At 36.6% G+C, this 20,054-nt stretch carries 15 protein-coding genes and 1 other RNA gene; 12 read left to right on the top strand and 4 right to left on the bottom strand.

What is annotated here, in order from left to right:
* Positions 1-3 precede the first annotated feature (3 nt).
* From BJ095_RS07770 to BJ095_RS07730, 9 genes are all read left to right on the top strand, one after another.
* Positions 4-1,269, top strand: coding sequence for a ribonuclease H-like domain-containing protein (locus BJ095_RS07770; RefSeq protein WP_107934357.1), 1,266 nt, complete (start codon positions 4-6; stop codon positions 1,267-1,269).
* 283 nt (positions 1,270-1,552) lie between these two features.
* Positions 1,553-1,855, top strand: coding sequence for a cell division regulator GpsB (gene gpsB / locus BJ095_RS07765; RefSeq protein WP_107934359.1), 303 nt, complete (start codon positions 1,553-1,555; stop codon positions 1,853-1,855).
* Between the two features lie 115 nt (positions 1,856-1,970).
* Positions 1,971-2,353, top strand: an RNA gene (rnpB, locus tag BJ095_RS07760) — RNase P RNA component class B.
* A 140-nt stretch (positions 2,354-2,493) separates the two neighbouring features.
* Positions 2,494-4,245, top strand: coding sequence for a putative bifunctional diguanylate cyclase/phosphodiesterase (locus tag BJ095_RS07755; protein WP_107934361.1), 1,752 nt, complete (start codon positions 2,494-2,496; stop codon positions 4,243-4,245).
* The gene (locus tag BJ095_RS07750) at positions 4,242-5,381 is read left to right on the top strand and encodes a THUMP domain-containing class I SAM-dependent RNA methyltransferase (protein ID WP_107934362.1); all 1,140 of its coding nucleotides are present in this window, start codon (positions 4,242-4,244) and stop codon (positions 5,379-5,381) included. The genes BJ095_RS07755 and BJ095_RS07750 overlap by 4 nt, the downstream gene beginning before the upstream one ends.
* Before the next feature lie 135 nt (positions 5,382-5,516).
* Positions 5,517-7,421 carry an ATP-dependent DNA helicase gene (locus tag BJ095_RS07745; protein WP_107934364.1) on the top strand — a complete coding sequence of 635 codons (1,905 nt, stop codon included), beginning with the start codon at positions 5,517-5,519 and terminating at the stop codon, positions 7,419-7,421.
* A gap of 354 nt (positions 7,422-7,775) precedes the next feature.
* The gene (locus tag BJ095_RS07740; protein ID WP_181417994.1) at positions 7,776-8,789 is read left to right on the top strand and encodes a TRAP transporter substrate-binding protein; all 1,014 of its coding nucleotides are present in this window, start codon (positions 7,776-7,778) and stop codon (positions 8,787-8,789) included.
* A 58-nt stretch (positions 8,790-8,847) separates the two neighbouring features.
* Positions 8,848-9,333 (top strand): TRAP transporter small permease, encoded by a 486-nt coding sequence (locus tag BJ095_RS07735; protein ID WP_107934368.1) that lies wholly within the window; start codon positions 8,848-8,850, stop codon positions 9,331-9,333.
* Positions 9,330-10,604 carry a TRAP transporter large permease gene (locus tag BJ095_RS07730; protein WP_107934370.1) on the top strand — a complete coding sequence of 425 codons (1,275 nt, stop codon included), beginning with the start codon at positions 9,330-9,332 and terminating at the stop codon, positions 10,602-10,604. The genes BJ095_RS07735 and BJ095_RS07730 overlap by 4 nt, the downstream gene beginning before the upstream one ends.
* 54 nt (positions 10,605-10,658) lie before the next feature.
* On the opposite strand, the gene BJ095_RS07725 is transcribed toward BJ095_RS07730, so the two are convergent.
* From BJ095_RS07725 to BJ095_RS07715, 4 genes are all read right to left on the bottom strand, one after another.
* Complete coding sequence (locus BJ095_RS07725; RefSeq protein ID WP_107934372.1) at positions 10,659-12,374, bottom strand: b(o/a)3-type cytochrome-c oxidase subunit 1; 1,716 nt, start codon at positions 12,372-12,374, stop codon at positions 10,659-10,661.
* Positions 12,355-12,852: a cytochrome c oxidase subunit II gene (locus BJ095_RS07720; protein ID WP_107934373.1), complete on the bottom strand. Its 498-nt coding sequence runs from the start codon at positions 12,850-12,852 to the stop codon at positions 12,355-12,357. The genes BJ095_RS07725 and BJ095_RS07720 overlap by 20 nt, the downstream gene beginning before the upstream one ends.
* 34 nt (positions 12,853-12,886) lie before the next feature.
* Positions 12,887-13,012: a hypothetical protein gene (locus tag BJ095_RS19370; protein ID WP_268968872.1), complete on the bottom strand. Its 126-nt coding sequence runs from the start codon at positions 13,010-13,012 to the stop codon at positions 12,887-12,889.
* 395 nt (positions 13,013-13,407) lie between these two features.
* Entirely contained in the window at positions 13,408-13,863 is a 456-nt protein-coding gene (locus BJ095_RS07715) for a chemotaxis protein CheX (RefSeq protein WP_107934375.1), read from the bottom strand.
* A gap of 413 nt (positions 13,864-14,276) precedes the next feature.
* Here BJ095_RS07715 and BJ095_RS07710 point away from each other — a divergent pair, with 413 nt between their 5' ends.
* From BJ095_RS07710 to BJ095_RS07700, 3 genes are all read left to right on the top strand, one after another.
* Positions 14,277-17,900 (top strand): dynamin family protein, encoded by a 3,624-nt coding sequence (locus BJ095_RS07710; RefSeq protein ID WP_107934377.1) that lies wholly within the window; start codon positions 14,277-14,279, stop codon positions 17,898-17,900.
* A complete protein-coding gene (locus BJ095_RS07705; RefSeq protein WP_107934379.1) occupies positions 17,901-18,707 on the top strand; it encodes a sulfurtransferase in 807 nt (268 codons plus the stop codon).
* Between the two features lie 86 nt (positions 18,708-18,793).
* Positions 18,794-19,624: an MBL fold metallo-hydrolase gene (locus tag BJ095_RS07700; RefSeq protein WP_107934381.1), complete on the top strand. Its 831-nt coding sequence runs from the start codon at positions 18,794-18,796 to the stop codon at positions 19,622-19,624.
* Positions 19,625-20,054: the final 430 nt, after the last annotated feature.

Below are 20,054 nucleotides of genomic sequence, written 5' to 3'. Positions count from 1 at the left end.
CCCATGTCTTACGAAAATAAAATGCTGCAGTTAAAACAAAAGCTCGGCAAAAAGAAAGAACAGCAAAAAGAAGAGAAACCGACCTTTCGACGACCAGAAAAACCATTTTATATAAAAGAATGGGAAAGCGCAGGATTAACATTAGTTGAAAATGATTTTGGTGTTTTGTTTAAACGGGTAGTGACGTATCCACTTGATTATCTCCATGGTTCCTACCAATTAGGGTTATTGTATGATGCGATTGAAAAATGGGAGCAATCATCCATTCAGCATCCCTATGCCATGAATTTTGATGAATCTATTGTTTTTTTCGATACGGAAACAACCGGCCTAAAAGGTGTGGGGACGAACATCTTTTTAATAGGGCTGTTAGATGCTTTGGATGATCAATTTGTTTTAACGCAATATGTATTAGCTGACCCGGCAAATGAAGCATCCTTTCTATTTGAATCGAAATTCTGGCAGCATTCAAAGACGGTGGTTACCTATAACGGTAAAAGCTTTGATTGGCCACAATTGGAAACAAGATGGACTTTAAACCAACAAATTTTACCGAAATTACGCTCACAAAAACAAATTGATTTATTACATAGCTCAAAACGGATATGGAAAAATAATTTGGAAAGAATGAAGCTAACAAAGGTAGAGGAAGAAAAGCTTGGATTTACAAGACAAGGTGATATTCCTGGATTCTTAGCGCCTATCATTTACTCAGACGCGATTAAAAGTGGAAATGCAGATGCTTTAATGAAGGTATTGCATCATAACGAATGGGATCTTTTATCCTTAGTCACACTCTATATCCATTCTACTAATCTATTACTAGAACAGGAATTGAGTGAATCGGCCACTACCTATACAAATATCGGGAAATGGTTTGGAGATTTAAAGGATTCAGGTCAAAGTGAACAGGTACTAACAACGGTTACAAATAATTATGATGATGAAAATACAGGGCTAGCAAATTATTATTTAGCACTTCAACAAAAAAGAAACGGGCAATATGCAAAAGCAGTAAATTCTTTTGAAAAAGCCTTATTATTTATTGGAAATAGAGAAAAACTAAAAGCATTGGAGCAGTTAGCAATTGTATTTGAGCATCAATTTAAAGACTATGAAAAAGCTTTACATTATACCAACAAGGGCATAACTGTGATAGATAACAATCTATTTATGAAAAGGGACCAAGCTGTTAAACTTCGAGGTGTTTGGTTAAAAAGACTTCAAAGGCTTGAGATGAAGCTATTAAAAAATAAAATTAATCTCTAACATTGAGGAAATTTTAGAAAATTACAAAAATAATTTCCCAGGCAAGCGCATAATTTGACAACAAACCAGGTTTGTGTCGATTCGAGTCAAAGGAAGATAAAATTATTTTAGGCATAAGGTAAGTAGAAGCATTTATAACTTCAAAGTGCAACTTCGGTTAATCACAAATAAAGGTCTTTTCGATTAGCCAAGTTTTCTAAGAAATAGTTACTTTAAATGCCTTTTATGACATTCATATGATATAATTGGGTTATGTACTGTATGGGATGGAAGGGCGATGTGAATGGAAATTAAATTAAATTCAAAAATCATATTAGAAAAAGAATTTAAAAAGGCGATGAAAGGTTACAGTGTTGACCAAGTAGACCAATTTTTAGATCAAATTATGGAAGATTATGATGCTTTTGAAAAAATTGTCGAAGAATTACGTTCAGAAAATAACCGATTAAAAGAAGAGTTAGAAAATAATACAGCTAGAAGAACACAAGTCTCACCTCCTCCAGCTGTGGGAAATACTAATTTTGATATTTTAAAACGTCTTTCAAATTTAGAGAAGCATGTTTTTGGCAGTAAATTATTCGAGTAAGCTTGTAATGAGTTAATAGTCTGTATGCTGTTAAAACTAAGACGAATTTATGCCAAAATATAATAAAATGTTGTTATTTTGATGATTTTTTAGTATAGTATTAACTATCATAGTCAAATTCGAGTAATCGCTGCAATTTATTGTAGAGGAAAGTCCATGCTCACACGGCTCTGAGATGACCGTAGTGTTCGTGCTTACTGAAAAAATAAGGTAAGGCAAGGTGATTCACCTTGACGGCGGAAGGAAAACCTAAGTCGGTTTCGATATGGTTGACACTTCCTGAAAGTGCCACAGTGACGGAGCTTTATTGGAAACAATAAAGGTGGAACGAGGTAAACCCCACGAGTGAGAAACCCAAATTATGGTAGGGGCACTCTCCAAAAGGAATTGAACGGATGGAGGGACGAGAAGCCTAATTCTCGTAGATAGATGATTACTACCCGATACGTACGAGGCTAACGCCGCTTGAGTACCCGGGAACAAAACATGGCTTATGAATTTCTATGATTATTAATACAAATACTTTCATACAAATAAAAAGTTATTCAGGTAAATTCAAATTGAGTTTACTAAAGTCACATAAGAGGCTCTCCATTCAAATTGGAGAGCTTTTCTTTTAGTGAATGGGAGAGTCAATTATGAGGGAATTATTAAATAATTTGAAATTGAACATGAATAATGGAAATTTACTACATACTACTAGCCTGTTATTAAGGGTATTTGAAAACATACAAGAAGGTATAATGGTCACTGACTCACAAATGAGAATTTTATTTGTGAATAATGCTTTTGAATCTGTTACTGGTTATAAGAAAGAAGAGGTCGTCGGGAAAGGACCACAAGTTTTACAATCAGGTATACATAATCATGACTTTTATAAAGAAATGTGGGCAATTCTCAGTAAAGAAGGTAATTGGCAGGGCGAAATCTGGAATAAAAGAAAGTCTGGAGAAATTTATCCCGAATGGCTATCCATTATGGTAATGAAAGATGAAAACGATAATGTAACCAACTACTGCGGAATTTTTACAGATTTATCCGAACGAAAAAGAGTAGAAGAACAGCTAGAAAAAAGAGCACTAACAGATTCATTGACAGATGTAAATAATCGTTTTAGCTATTTGGAAAAAATGAACCTGCTTTTAAATGAAGACTCGAGACATGAGGAAGAGCAGCATGCTATTTTCTTCTTAGACTTAGACCGGTTTAAACAGGTAAATGATACGTTAGGTCATGAAATCGGTGATTATCTTCTAGTAGATGTGGCGAATCGCTTGAAAAGATTATTAGGTGCAAAGGATATCGTAGCCAGATACGGTGGAGATGAATTTGTACTTACTTTGACAGAACTTCGTCACCCTCGTGAAGCAGCTAAATTCGCCGAGCAAATCATTAAAGAGATTGAAAAGCCTGTAAAAATAAATAACCAGGAAATTTTTGTTTCTACGAGTATAGGAATTAGTATTTATCCGCATGATGGAGATACAACCGAAGAGCTTTTAAACCGAGCGGACAAAGCAATGTATTATGCGAAACAATCAGGAAGAAATCGTTTTTCATTTTACTTTGACGAATTAAATACTGATGCAAATCGTCTAATTTTATTAGATTCCGAACTTAGAAAGGCTATTGACAATCATGATTTTGAATTGTATTTCCAGCCAAAGGTGAATGTTAGAGAAAACAAAATTATCGGCTTTGAAGCTTTGGTACGATGGAATAGTGAAAAACTGGGTTTTGTTTCACCTGCTGAATTTATCCCATATGCTGAAGAAACAGGGTTGATCATACCGATAAGCGAAGTAATTATCGAAAAAGCCTGTGAGGAATTGAGCATTCTGAGAAAAGCAGGCTATTCTAAGCTGCCAATTTCCATTAATATTTCAAGTATACACTTCCAGCAAACTAATTTCTTGGAGTCCATTCAGATTATTCTGGAACGAAATAATACATCAGCCCATAATTTTGAGATTGAAGTTACGGAAAGAACGGTTATGAATAATGATGCAGATACAATCAGCAAGCTCGTTCGCTTGAAGCAACTTGGCTTCAAAATCTCAATAGATGATTTTGGTACTGGCTATTCATCTCTAAGTTATTTAGTCCGTTTCCCAGTAGATTATTTAAAAATAGATAAAAGCTTTATACAGCATATTGTAAACCTTGCAGATAAACAGGCAATTGTTGATGCAATTATACAGATGGCACATCGGTTAAACATGCAGGTAATTGCTGAAGGAGTAGAAAGCATTCAGCAGTTGAACCAGTTAAGCCGAATGGGCTGTGATTTTATCCAAGGATATTATTATAGTAAACCGGTTCCTATAGAGGAGCTAATCGAATTCCTTCAATTTTGGGAATATGAACACCAAGGAGAAATTGAATCATGACAAAATACCAATTAGTAGCAACAGCAGCAATGGGACTAGAGTCAATTGTTGCGCAAGAAGTACAAGAATTAGGATATGAGACACGTGTAGAAAACGGGAAAGTATATTTCGAAGGTGACGAGACAGCTATTGCTAGATGTAATCTTTGGCTACGTGTTGCTGACCGTGTAAAAATCGTTGTAGGGTCATTTCCTGCGCATACATTCGATCAGCTCTTCGAAAGTACAAAATCAATTGACTGGGAAAAATACTTACCTGTAGATGCAGCGTTCCCTGTTTCTGGTAAGTCTGTTAAATCAAAACTATATAGTGTTCCAGATTGTCAGGCAATCGTTAAGAAAGCCATTGTTGAACGCATGAAAATTCACTATAAGCGTCTAGGCTTTTTAGATGAATCTGGCGCTACTTATAAAATTGAAGTATCCATTCTTAAAGATGTAGCAACTTTAACAATAGACACTTCCGGTGCTGGCTTACATAAGCGCGGCTATCGACAAACACAAGGGGAAGCGCCGTTAAAAGAAACGTTAGCGGCAGCTCTTATAAAGGTTTCAAAATGGAGTTCAAGTAGACCACTTGTTGATGTATTTTGTGGATCAGGAACGATTCCATTAGAAGCAGCGATGATTGGACAGAATATTGCCCCAGGCTATAACCGTGAATTTATATCTGAGGAATGGTCTTGGATGAAGGCGAAAATCTGGGATGATGCTCGCAATGAAGCTGATGATTTAGCGAAGTATGATGAGCCGCTTGAAATTATCGGTTCAGATATCGATCATCGAATGATTTCTATTTCTCAGGAGAACGCTTTAGAAGCTGGATTTGGCGATATCATTACATTTAAACAAATGCAAGCAACGGACTTTACAACTCGTCTTACAGATGGTGTAATTATTTCAAACCCACCATATGGAGAACGTATTGGTGAAATAGAAGCGATTGAAAAAGTAATCCGTGATTTTGGACAGGTTATGAGGGATTATCCTACATGGTCCGTTTATATGCTTTCTTCTATGGAAAATTTCGAAGAATTGTATGGTCAAAAAGCAACAAAGAAGCGTAAACTATTTAATGGCTTTATCCGTACAGACCTTTATCAATATTGGGGTCAAAAATCAAAACGCGATAACTAATTTGTAAGCTTTAACGGAAGGGGGATTACTCCTTCCGTTTAGTTGTCTTGATTACGAACAGCGTTTATCTGCAGGTGCCAATTCTTTTTACAATGAGCTAGTATCTTGCGCATTTCAATGAAGGAGATTAAAAGAATGAGACAGTCTTTACCGTTTGAGCTTTCAAAGGATCGTTCCTTTTTCGATTCACTTGGTGATTGGATGGGCGATGTTTTATATGATGAATTACCTGAAAAGGGATTCGAATGCCGAGATGAACAAATCTTTATGGCATACCAAATTGAACAGGCACTAAAAGAAAAAAATGTACTATTCGCAGAAGCAGGTGTAGGAACAGGTAAAACCATTGCCTATTTGCTACCTGCAATTTCTTATGCACGATATACAGGTCGTCCTGCGTTAATTGCATGTGCAGATGAAACATTAATCGATCAGCTCGTTAAAGAGGGCGGCGATATCTATAAATTAACAGAGCATCTTGGTTTAACAATTGATGTTCGTTTAGCTAAATCAAGAAATCAATACTTATGCTTAAAACGCTTCGAGGAAACTGAAAAAGTTGTAACCGAAGAATGGATTGATGATATTGCCATGACAATTCCAGATGGCGTTTATGCACAAGGGTCGATGCTTACAGTAAGTCCTTATGGAGCAAGAAGTGATTACTCCGCTATTAGTGATGAGGATTGGCAAAGAGTCAATTACAATGCCATTATGCAATGTTCTGTTTGTGATATGCGTAATCGCTGTGGTCAAACATTACATCGTTCACATTATCGTGGCTCTTCTGATTTAATCATTTGTTCACAGGATTTCCTTATGGAGCATTTAGCTACTAAAGAATCTCGTGAACGTGAAGGTCAATTGCCTCTACTACCAGAAGTATCGATGATGGTGCTAGATGAAGGTCATTTATTGGAATATGCGGCTCAAAATGCGATGACAGTTAAAGTTCAAAGCTATACAATCGTTAACTTATTAGAACGTCTAATGGTTGATGGTGTACGTGAAAAAACTCTCTATGCAATGGAAACATTACAGGAGCATCATGAATTATTCTTTGACCAATTACGAGATGATGTTGTCCCTTCTGAAGAAGAAAGAAAAACGATTAAAAAATCAGATCGACTTCTTACTATAGGGAAACAATTGCTTGTTGATGTAGAACGACTGTTAGAAGAGTTTGTTTTTGAATCTGAATTATATATGATTCCAGAATACGAGCTAAATATGGCAGAAGAGTTTCTAGAACAATATCAAGCAGCGATTCGTATTTTCGTTGCCCAGGGAGATGCAGTTGACTGGCTAGAGGAAACTGATGGTGAGGAGACATTAGTCATCATGCCACGACTAATAACGGACGTTTTAGAGGAGAAACTATTCTCTAAAAAGACGCCAATCGTATTCTCATCGGCTACATTATCTGTTAACAAAGATTTCTCTTATATTGCATATAGTTTAGGAATTAAAAAGTATCAATCATTTAGTGTGCCATCACCATTCGATTATGATGAAGTAATGAAGGTGCATTTACATGAAGTTAAGCAAGAAGAAAAAGCCTCTAAGGCAGAGAAGCTACTAAAAGATGGACAGCAGCAAACGTTAATTTTATTTAAATCAAAGCAATCCATGCTGAACTTTAAAGCAAAATTACCAATGATGTCTAAATTAACTATGGCCTTTGAAGGTGATCGTGAGCTATCGGCAATCGTACGTGATTTCCAGGATGGAGCAGTGAAAACACTTTGCTCTTATCACCTATGGGAGGGGTTAGACTTACCAGAAGAAGCCCTAACACGTGTAATCATTTACGATTTGCCATTCCCTCCACAGGATCCGTTATTCGATGCAAAAAGAGTATTCTCCGAAAATCCTTTTGAAGAAGTGGAATTACCATTCATGCAGCTTCGACTTCAACAAGGAATCGGACGCCTAATCCGTACATCGAATGACCATGGGGAGATTCATATCTTCATGAATGAAAACGAAGTCCAATATAAATCAACATTTGTAAATATATTACCAGTTCAACCAGTATAAAACTTTAAGCAAAAGCCTTGTTATTAGGCTTTTGCTTTTTTGCGTGTACTGGGAAGAATTAGCTATTAGTTAAAGCGGGTGGATGAAAGCCTGTTTATTATACGACCTGTAGCAAGTCCCCTCCATATAACCTTCCATAACTGAAAACCGTTGCTGAATATCAACTTAATTATCCTAATATAGCTCCTTCATCAATAGATAACGAATTTTCCCCCGAACTTACATAGTTTTTAGTGGTGAATTAAAGCGCTTTCACGCGTAGAATTAGAAAACAATACAACTAGGATGAAAATTAGGGGAAATAATTTGTTCGTCTTGCGGATAAAATTGCATTTAAAAAAGGGGTGTAGTTATTTGAAAAAACAATCGATAATCTTGTTGTTTGTTGTATGCTGTCTTTCTTTGCTAATGGGGGCTTGTGGAAACAAGGAAGGCAACGAGAATGCAAGTGGGGATGAAATTGTTTATCGTTTGGGACATGCTGCTCCAGAGACTGATCCAGCCGGCTTACTGTCAAATAAAATGGCTGATGATATTAAGGCTTTTACTTCTGAACAGATTACATTGGAGGTCTTCCCAGGTGCTCAATTAGGTGGAGAGGTAGAAATGGTTGAGCAGGTTCGTTCAGGCACAATCGATATGGCTATCGTTACAAGTGGGGCCTTATCTAACTTTGTACAGGAAGTTGCCTTTTTAGATATGCCTTTTCTTTTTGAAGATTTCGAGCATGCTAGAGAAATCCTGCAGGGGGAAGTAGGGGATAAATTAAAGGCAAAAGCAGAAGAAAAGGGCATAAAATTACTAACGTTCTTTGACTATGGCATTGCTAACATTTCCAATAATAAAAGAGATATTTATACATTGAATGATGTGAAAGGTTTAAAGCTGCGTACACTGGAAAACGAAATCTTTATGGATACGTTCCGTGCATTAGGAGCTGATCCCGTTCCAATTCCTTATCCTGAATTGTACACATCTATCCAACAGGGAGTAGTGGATGGTACTGATCCACTAAATGTAACAATGACGGGTGGGAAAATCTACGAGGTTAACAAGCATCTATCAAAGGTCGGGATTAGCTACCGAGCAGGTGTAATTGTCATGAATCTAGATAAGTACAACGCTTTATCGGATGACTTAAAATCTAAATTTGATTCGATGATTATAGATGGAAGAGATTACTATCATGATACGATTTATCCGGAATATGAAGCTAGTGCTGAAAAGCTGATGAAGGAAAATGGGGTTAACATTATTGAAGCTGAAGATATAGATCTAGGATCATTTAAAGAAGCTGTTCAGCCCGTCTATGATAAGCACGAAGCTAAATTTAGTGAATTTATCTCGATTATAAAAGAAAGTCGTTAAAGCTCTAGGTCCCTTAAATTGAGGGACCTTTATCCATAAGTGTGGGAGGACACCAATTATGTATCATAAATTTGTTCACGGTTTGAATCGGTATTCTCAGTATATTGCCATGCTTTTATTGGTTATAATGGTTTTTCTTGTATTCCTGCAAATTGTCATGAGAGAAGTTTTAAATTATTCATTTTCTTGGACAGAGGAAGCTGCACGTTACATGCTGGTGTGGGTATCTTTTATATCTAGCGGGTTTGCTTATCAATATGGCGCGCATATTAGTATCGAGGTATTTGTAAATAAATTAAAACCGACCCTAAATCGAGCGATTAAAATTATAGGTACGGTCATTGCAATCATTTTTGCAATCATTCTTATTACCACTGGTGGTGAGTTGGTTTTAGAAAACTTAATGAATAAATCACCTGCCTTACATTTGCCAATGGGATTAGTGTACTTAGCTATTCCAATTGGTGCGTTGCTACAAATCCTGAACATTATTGATTTATTAGTATATAAAAATATAGTAGGCAGTAATGAGGTGAGTAAATGAGTATTCTCCTGTTTATCCTGTTGCTTGTCTTATTCATAATTAATGTGCCAATTGCAGTGGCGCTTGGTTTGTCTACTGTAATTATCGTATTTTTAACTGGTAGTATTGAGTTGAGTACATTACCTCATCGAATGTTTACTACGCTGGATTCCTTCCCGCTACTTGCAGCTCCCTTCTTCATTTTAGCTGGGAAAATTATGGAGCATGGTGGGATTTCTGATAAGATAGTAGAGTTTGCCTCGAGTCTAGTAGGGCATTTTAGAGGTGGTCTTGCTCATGTATCGATTGTTGCCTGTATGTTTTTTGCGGCACTTTCGGGATCAGCTGTCGCGACTACAGCAGCTGTTGGGGCGTTAATGATTCCTTCAATGGTAAAGGTTGGCTACAGTAGAGAATTTTCGGCTAGTGTACAGGCAGCAGGAGGGACGACAGGAGTAATTATTCCTCCAAGTGTTCCAATGGTCATGTTTGCTGTAAGTGCCGGAGTTTCAGTAAGTGATTTATTCATTGCTGGTATTATTCCTGGTATTTTTGTAGGGGTATCATTAATGGTCTGGGTGTATATTTATTCTTTAAAGAATAATATTAAAAGCGATGAAAAGTTTGAATTTAAAAGAACAGTACGCAGTGGACTAAGCTCATTTTTAGCAATATTAATGCCACTTATTATTTTAGGCGGAATCTATAGTGGGATTTTTACACCGACAGAAGCTTCTGTAATAGCCGTTGTATATGGCTTTGTCATCGGTAAATTTGTCTACAAAAAAATTACATCGGCAATCATGAAAAAGATATTGCTAGATACAGTAGTAGTGGTTTCAACTTTATCAATAATTATTGCATCGGCTTCTTTCTTTGGATTCTATATAACAATAGAAAGATTGCCACATGAAATCGCTTCGATTATTTCTGAGTTCAATCTTCATCCTTTTGTTGTCATGCTGGTGGTTATTATTTTCTTATTAATTGTTGGTATGTTTATCGACGAAATTTCAGCAATAATTATTTTAACACCAATTTTATTGCCAATCGTTACAGCAGTAGGAATTGACCCAGTTCACTTTGGTGTGTTGATGATTATAAATTTAGCGATTGGTCTTCTTACTCCACCTGTTGGATTGAGTCTGTTCGTTGCATCGAAGGTGGGTAATGTGCTACCAGAAAAAATGATTCGACCGGTATTACCGTTCATCCTCATTATGGTATTAGATGTGGTTCTCCTGTATTTATTACCACAGCTAAGTGTAGGGGTAATGAAATTTTTCTCTTAAGTTACAAGACAATAATATAACCTCTCACCCTAAAAAAGGGGAGAGGTTGATTTTTTACCAGAATTTAAAGCCTTTTGAGCCAGCAGGAGAATTGCTGATGATATCGAAAATTGGGAATGTATAAGCAATCAAGATTAATGCAACTAAGATAACGCCCCAAACCTTGAAGTTCTCTAAAATCGCTGGTGTTTTACCGCCTCCAGCAGCAGCCTCTGCAATTGGGAATTCTTCTTCTCCTTTAGGTGCAAACCAGATTAGGTTAATAACAACACCAATAATTAGTAGAATTGAGATGAATAGAATTGTACCACCGATTGCTTGTGCAAACTGATAAGTAATCCATTCAGCAGCCTGCTCAGATCCTCCATAAGTAGAGTATTCAGAACGGCGAGGTGCCCCAAGTAATCCCGCAAGATGCATTGCCCCAGACATTATGAACATACCAACGGCCCATAGAATACCAGATGTATTGGCAAGGCTATTCATTTTACTAGTTAGCTTACGCCCAGTTAAGTGGGGGATAAGCCAGAATGCAGCTCCAAAGTATGTTAATACTACCGCAGTAGCAACTGTTAAATGGAAGTGACCTGTAACCCAAATTGTATTATGAATTAATTGGTTCATTTGATAGGAAGCATTGACTATACCACCAGCACCACCAGGGATGAAGGCAACCATACCGATAAATGGTACTAAGAAGCGACTATCCTTCCAAGGTAATTGTCTAAACCAGCCTAATACACCTTTTCCACCTAATTCGCGTCCACGTAATTCAAATGTAGCAAACATCGAGAAGGCAGTCATAAGTGAAGGCACGATAACAAAGAATGTTAAGACTACTTGTAAGAATTTCCAGAAACCATCAATACCAGGCTCAGTTAATTGGTGATGGACACCAACAGGAACTGAGAATAATAAGAATAACATAAATGAGAGTCTAGCTAGTGCATCAGAGAATAGCTTACCACTGATGACCTTAGGAATAACAACGTACCAAATCATATAGGCAGGTAATAGCCAGAAGTATACTAGTGCGTGACCAAAATACCAGAACAAAGTACGAGATAATAATACATCAATACGTTCAACGAAACCTAAAGACCAAGGAAGTAATTGGAATAATACTTCAACTGCAACTCCAAGAGAAGCTACAAACCACATCAAGTTATTTACAACAGCCATGAATGCTAATAGTGGAGAAGTTTGGCCCTTGTTTTCCTTACGCCACTGAGCATAGCGCATAATTTGTGCAAATCCTTCAATCCATGAACCAACAACTACTAGAGCAAGACCAGCATAAAAAATCCAGTGTGCTTGTAGTGGGGCATAGAATGTGTAAAGCACAGAAGCTTCATTTAAAAGTACCATTGTTGCAGCTGCAATAGTACCAACGACCATTAACCAGAAACCAATCCAGCCTAATTTACGTTGTGTATTAGAAAGGGGTCCAGCTGTACGACTTACTGCAGCCAATTGGAATCCTAGAATGAAATAAGTTGTAAGAATAAGTCCTAATAGAACACCGTGTACAGTTAAAACTTGATAATAACCAATGCCAAATGGCAGCTCAAAAGCACCAGAACGAACAAATACTTGTAAAAGGCCTGCAAGACCACCAACTAATAGGGCAGTAAATGCGACATACATATGTGCTAAAGCTAATTTAGCATCCTTACGATCTACTTGAATAAATTTATCTTTTAGAATAGAAGTTTTTTCTTTTGGTAAGTTTGTTTGTTTAACTTCTTTACTAGTGATTGCTGTTGTCATCAGCGTCCACCACCTTTAACGTAGAATACATCATTGCGTGACCAACGCCACAATACTCATTACATACAATTACAAATTCGCCAACCTTATCAACTGTAGTCACAAGCTCTGATACGTAGCCAGGCTCTAGCATCATATTAATATTAGTACCTGCAACCTCAAATCCATGAATAACGTCTTTAGTTGTAGCAATGAAACGAACCTTTGAGCCTTTAGGAACCTTGATTTCCATTGGATTATAGCTAAAGGCAGAAGCGACTAAAACTACTTCATAATCCCAGTCCTTGTCTTCAACCTTATGAACGCCTGGGTTGTCGAATGGAGCAATTTCATCAACTTTTTCATAGTCAATTGTCCATTTTGAATTGTTTGGATGTGCGCCTGCATGGAATGCGCTCACACCGATTATTATTAGAAACGAAATGAGTGTTGCTGTACCAAATACAAGCCACCATTTCTCATACTTGTGTATGTGCATGGATGTTCCCTCCTAGGAATTGTTTTAAGATGATTTAGAAACGATCAATGAATAAATTAAAGCAAAGTGCCCAAACGATTATGATGATAATTCCGATGCCAAAAGTTGCATATAGTGTACCTTTTAAATTATCATCTGGCGTCTTTTTATGGTTTGCCATAACTCTCCCCCCTAAGTGAAGAAATAAAGTAGTTAAGTAATTTACAAACAAATCATATAAAAAATCGATTGCCCACGCTGTGATAAAAATCACACATATCACACCTAAATGTGAACTTAATGTGAAGGTATTATTTACTGGTCGGTTTTTACTATTTTTTTCATGAAATACCTATTAGGGGCTCTATAGCTTAAAAAAATGATTAGTTAGAGAGAGTAGAGGAGACTGCAAGAATCAGAATCATTACACCCTAAAACGGGAATCGCAGTATATCCTAACCAGTAGCTTTCAACAAACAAAAAAACACGCCGATCTATATAGATCAGCGTGTTCTTGTAAGTATGCCCTTATTATGTACCAAAAATTTTCGGTTAGTTTTCTTATGTAAGGGAGGATTATTCTTCATCTATTGTGAATAGAATTGTAAGAGTGCCCACTTCGTCGATAATTGTCGGTAGTTTAAAAGCTTTCTCAAAACCGAAAAGTTTTGTGTTACCCACCATAACAGTTGGAGGAGTAATATCGACATTTAGTGCTTGTTGTCCTACATGTGTACACAGGTTACCAGCAAACATATTGCCCAGTTCTCCAGCAAAGGATTCAAGCATTTCACCTTCAATAGGCATGCCAAACATTTTCGCTCCAATGGCACTGAAGGAGGATGCAGTACTGTCGATGATAATTCTTCCCTTGATATCTCCTATTAGTCCGATTAAAACGCCCATTTCTTTTTGAATGAAGGGTTCCGTTAAGACTGAAGGGGATTGAATATTTAATTCCATTGGAAGAATGCTTTTCAAAGAATTAATTGAACCATTTAGGATGGTTTGTATATGCTGTGAATTTTTCATAGAATCACCCCTTTTTAAACTTTTTTTCCATCTTACCATGATACTAGTCCATTAGTACATGTAAAATAATACCACCCTATACCAATGTACCCGTTCACATAAAAGTTGTGGGGGTTTTTATTATGCATTATAATGGATGAAAATGATTCTCATTATAGGAGGAGAGATAATGGTTTATATTTTTGTTGGGGCAACAATCGTAATATATGCTGGTATTGGTACTTATGTAGTGAAGAAAACTATTAAATCCTAAAGAAACAACTCTCATCCACTAATCTCCTAGATTCTCCAAAATCTTTCTTTAATATATTAAAAAAATATTCTCCTACAAGCTTTCTTTTTCTCTCATTTTATTATTTAATCAAAATAGTATATAATTGTGACAAAAATGAGGCAAAGGGGTATTTAGTTGCATGGGTTCTTTTGAAGACAAATTACAGGAATTATTACAGCAATCTGCGATACAATACATAATTTACAAAAACAATGAAGATACAGAACGAATGGAGAAGCTTCATTTATTTGCTCGAAAACTATTACAAAAAGAATATGTAATTGGCTTTGCTGGGCATTTCTCTGCAGGTAAGTCGAGTATGATCAATGCATTATCTGGAGAGGACATCTTAGCTGCAAGTCCGATTCCAACGAGTGCAAACATAGTAAAGGTGCATAAATCAGAAGAAGATTATGCCATTGTTTATATGCATCATGAGAAGCCTGTTAAGTTTGAAGCTGGCTATGATTTTAAAACGGTAAAGGAGCTAAGTAAAAATGGTGAGCTTGTGTCCCAAATTGAAATTGGACACAGTGGATCCTCGCTTCCTTTAGGTGTTACAGTAATGGATACACCTGGTGTTGATTCTACAGATGATGCTCATGCGATGTCTACTGAATCAGCTCTTCACATTGCTGATGTCGTTTTTTATACGATGGATTACAACCACGTTCAATCAGAGTTAAACTTTCAATTTACAAAGCAATTAATGAAATACAATCCGAACGTATACTTAATTGTAAACCAAATTGATAAGCACAAAGATAATGAGCTATCCTTTGATGCATTTAAAAACTCTGTACAGCAATCCTTTGCAGCATGGGGTGTTGAACCAAAGGGAATCTTTTTCACGTCTCTAAGAGATTTTGACCACCCTCATAATGACTTTGATACAGTGAAGAAAATTGTGATGGATTCCATGAACGATTGGCAGGAGCAGCTAATCCTTACAGCTGAAAATACTTTGCGTAAGCTACAAAATGAGCATCTTACTTATTTAGAGGAAGAAAAAGAAACCTTACTTTCTGATTATGAAAATGTTTTAAGCACCGAAGAGTGGGAAAATCGCCAGGATATCTTAGAGCAATTTGAAAAGCTAAACCTACAAACCGAGTTATTCTCAAATGAGAATTGGAATGATACTTTCAAGGAGCGCCGCAAGGAATTGTTGGATAACGCGGCAATCATTCCAGCAGATTTCCGTGAAAAACTGCGTGCATATCTTGAAAGTACACAGGAAGGCTTTAAAGTCGGAGGTTTATTCTCTGCTAAAAAGAAAACAGAGGAAGAAAAGAAACGCCGTATCGAAGACGTTTTTGAGCAATATAAAGTAATTTTACAATCCCAAATCATTGGTCACTTAAAGAATTTAATGAAGCAATCCTTGAAAGAGGTTGGAGTCTTAACTGACGAGCGAGCTAATGTTATTGATGGGCTTCAATTTGATGTGCCTTTTTCTTTAATAGAGGGTCAAATAAAGCAGGGAGCACTTCTAACAGCAGATGCTTTATTAAACTTTGCCAATCGTGTTGCTGAAGCTACGAAACGCTACTTTATAGAAGCAACAGATGAATGGAAGGATCAACAGGAGACTGTATTAAATGAGGCTTCTCAAAGCTTATCCACACCTGTTCAAGCAAAACTAAAAGTATTAAAAGAAAAAGTGGATGCTATTCAATCGATTGAAAAGCTAAATCACTTTAAATTGAGTGCTGAAAAAGAAATCGTTACAGCTGCAAAGGATACGCGTTCAGGCGCTAAACAGCAATTCGAACAATGGCATGACGATTTCGAGCAAGCTTTAAATGAAATTCGACCATTTGAAGAGTCTATGCTTGTGAAAAAAGAAGCTGAAGTAGAGGAAGATTCAAGCCAAATTCAACAAGTATCAACTAACCATCAAAAGGGTGATGATATAATAGAAGCGGCGATTCGTACTGCTAATGCCGTTAAGAAAGTTGATGGCTTTGAAGAAGTCGCACAATTTTTACAGAAAAAAGTAGAGCGACTGCAGCAAAAGGATTTTACAATTGCTTTGTTCGGTGCATTCAGTGCTGGGAAATCGAGTTTCTCTAATGCATTAATGGGGTCGAACGTTTTACCAGTCTCTCCAAACCCAACAACAGCAGCTATTAATAAAATTCGCCCGGTAACAAAAGATCATCCACATGAAACGGCTGATGTTCAACTAAAAACTAGAGAGCAGTTATTAGAGGATATTAAAGACTCTTATGAGGCAATTGGTCTAAAAGTTCAATCTCTACAAGAAGCATTTGAACGTGCTGATGAGGGGCTGGCTGTTCAATTAAAGGATGAACGCTTAAATGTTCATAAATCCTTTATCCGTGCATTTAGTCAAGGATTTAAAGCCTATGAAGCTCAGCTTGGGCAAACAATTCGAGTAGAACGTTCTGAGTTTGAACGATTTGTAGCAGAAGAGAGTCGCTCATGCTTTGTCGATAATATTGATTTCTATTATGATAGCCCAATCACAAGAATGGGTGTTACATTAGTTGATACACCAGGAGCTGATTCCATCAATGCCCGTCATACTGGGGTTGCCTTCGATTACATTCGAAATGCAGATGCGATTTTATTTATCACTTATTATAACCATGCCTTTGCCAAAGCCGACCGTGAATTTTTAATTCAGTTAGGTCGTGTCAAGGATGCGTTTGAATTAGACAAAATGTTCTTTATCGTAAATGCTATTGACCTAGCATCGACACCTGATGAGGAAGAAGATGTTAAAAACTATGTGAAAACCGAATTACAACGATTTGGTATTCGTTTCCCAAAATTATTCGGGGTTTCAAGTCTCTTAGCGTTACGTGAAAAGGTAGAAGGTAATTCATTGGATTCCGGTATGGAGCCTTTTGAAAAATCCTTCCACCACTTCTTAAATGAAGAGCTTGCTGCAATAGCTGTTCAAGCATTACATGAAGAAGTTGAGAAAACACATACACGTCTTTCTGATTTGATAAATCAAACGGAAGAGAATTTAAAACGTAAAGACGAGCGTTTAAAAGAGTTGGCTGATTTAGAACAGCATGTTCAAAAAACGTATAGCAGTACGTCAACTAACATGGTAAAGAGTGATATGAAGCAGGAATTGGATGAGCTTCTTTACTACGTGATGCAGCGAGTTTATTATCGTTATCCGGATTTCTTTAGAGAAAACTATAATCCATCAACTTTCTCGTCTATGCCGGTTCAAGCTGCACTTGAGCAAGCTTTAAAGGAAACGGTTAGTGCATTAAGATTTGACTTTGCACAAGAACTGCGTGTAACGAATTTCCGTTTAGCGCAATTTATCCAAAAGAAAATTGTTGAGCGCTTTAAGGATGAGGTGCGTACGTTAAAAGAATTAAATCCAAGCTTCTCGTTCATTACCTTTGAGCCTGAAGAGCCAAAGCTACTAGACTTTAAAGGACCATTCGAGGATGAAAAGAAATATGCTTCGGTTAAATCTTATTTCAAAAACACAAAATCATTCTTTGAGAAAAATGAAAAAGAAAATCTTAAACTAGCATTAGAAGAGTTAACAAAGCCAGATGCTCAAATCTATGTTGATGTAGAAAAAGAGAAGATTTCAGGCTGGGCCATGGAATTGGTTGAACAAGAATCTCAAAACTTGAATAACTACTTATTAAAACAAGCATTGAAACAAATTGAAACAGAAAAGTTACTTCTGGAAGAGGTAAATCGCTTAGAGGTGTGGAAATCTATCTACAATGATTTACAAAAATCGGAGGTAAAATAAATGGGGAAAGTGTTCGTTGCAGCAGAAGCTGTAAAGGCCGGTCGTTTCATTGATACTCGTTTTAATTTACAGAATCGGGATTGGGGAAAACAAGCCTTTCAGAATGGACATATTCAAGGTGCAGTCTTTTGGGATTTAGAAAAAGACTTATCTGATATGGCTAAAACAGAAGGGCGTCATCCAATGCCTTCAAAAGAACAGCTACAGCAGTTATTTGAACGTTGCGGATTAAGTTATGAGGATGATATTTATATTTATGACCAGGGTGGGGCGCCCTTTGCTGCTCGTGCTTGGTGGATGTTAAAATATGCAGGCTTCCCAAAGGTTTATATTGTAAATGGTGGATTAGAAGCGTTAGAACAAGCTGGACTTACTGTCACTGATGAAGAGCTAACTTATCCAGCTACCAATCTGACATTACAGTGGAATGAATCAATCTATTCCAGTCGAGCAGATGTAAAAGGGATTGTCGATGGTGCTCAAACAGGGCTTCTATTAGACGCTCGTTCAGCGGAAAGATATCGTGGCGAAAACGAGCCTATTGATAAAGTAGCAGGACATATCCCAACAGCCAAGAACTTCGATTGGGAACAGCTAAAGCAGGGTACTCAGCTACATGCGAATGAACAACTCCTTACCGAATTGAAGAAAGATGAAGAAATTATTGTGTATTGTGGTTCAGGTGTAACAGCATCTCCTTTATATGCAATTCTAGCTGATTCAGGCTACGAGAATTTAAAGCTTTATGTAGGAAGTTATAGTGACTGGATTACTCAGTATGAGATTGAAGTAGGCAAACCTAAATAGTCAATTAGAGAAACGTATAATGTAACAGTTATACGTTTCTTTCCTATCAAAAAATGAATGAATCATCATTCAAAGGAGCGGAATATATGCTACTAAAAAAATCTATAGATTTTGGGAGTCATCAAAATGTCACCTATGCGAACGGAATGGTGAAGTTGGGGAAGGTATCTCTTAATGTTTATTGTTATATGATAGACGGTGTTTTAATTGATACGGGCTCTAAGTCGCTTAGTAAATATTTTGAACCATTTTTGCTTGGAGCGGATATTGACCAGGTTGTGTTAACACATATTCATGAAGATCATTCTGGCTGTGCATCCATTTTACAGCAAACACGAGAGATACCAATATTCATACATGACATGTCAGTACAAGATTGTGAGCGAAATCCTGATTATCCGCTTTATAGGAAAGTGTTTTGGGGAAAAAGAAAGCCGTTTAAAGCTAAAACAATAGGCTCAAGCTTCTCCTCACGTACTGGTGATTGGGATGTAATCGAAACGCCCGGCCATGCAAAAGACCATCTAGCATTTCTTAATAAAGAAACAGGACAGCTTTTCTCTGGGGATCTCTATGTTCAAACAAAAACGAAGGTAGTATTAAGAGAAGAAAGTATTCCAACGATAATTCGTTCCATAGAGCATCTCTTAACTTATGAATTTGATGAGATGTTTTGCAGTCATGCTGGGTATATAAAGGATGGCAGAAAAAGCTTAGAAAATAAAAGAGATTATTTACTCCATATTCAGCAGCAAGTGATAGAACATCATCAAGAGGGGTTATCCCCACAACAAATTCATGACACTATTTTTCCTCGCAAATATCCAATAACAAAGCTATCTAGTGGTGAATGGGATTCGATTCATATTGTGACATCAATTATCGATGAAATAAAGCAACCGATTAATTTATTTTAAACAAAATCCTGCAACGATTTAAAGTTTATGTACCATACCAATTTTTAGACCAACAGATTGAACTAACCGAAGTTGAAAAAAATGAAAGAATGCTATGTACATTATATATGTATGTAGCATTTTTTTTAAAAAAAATTTTTTATGGTGTGTGAAAAAATGAGCAAATGACATTGTGAAATATTTCATATTACCCTCAATAAAACAATACGTGTAGTTCTTCACATGAATTTACTTAGGTAAATAGCGATTTGAAAAACTGAATTAGAATCTTATACTATTCTAATAAAATTTCACTTCATTATAACGATATATAAATTATAATTTCGAAATATAAAAAATGATAAAAATTTCTGTTTTTATTAACTTTATAGCTGTTTTATTCAATATTTCCATTTGACTTTAACGGATTAAAGCTCTATCATTCTGAAAT

This window comes from Ureibacillus chungkukjangi (assembly GCF_003217295.1).
Taxonomy (GTDB): domain Bacteria; phylum Bacillota; class Bacilli; order Bacillales_A; family Planococcaceae; genus Ureibacillus; species Ureibacillus chungkukjangi.
This window is presented reverse-complemented; position numbering and strand designations above follow the sequence as displayed.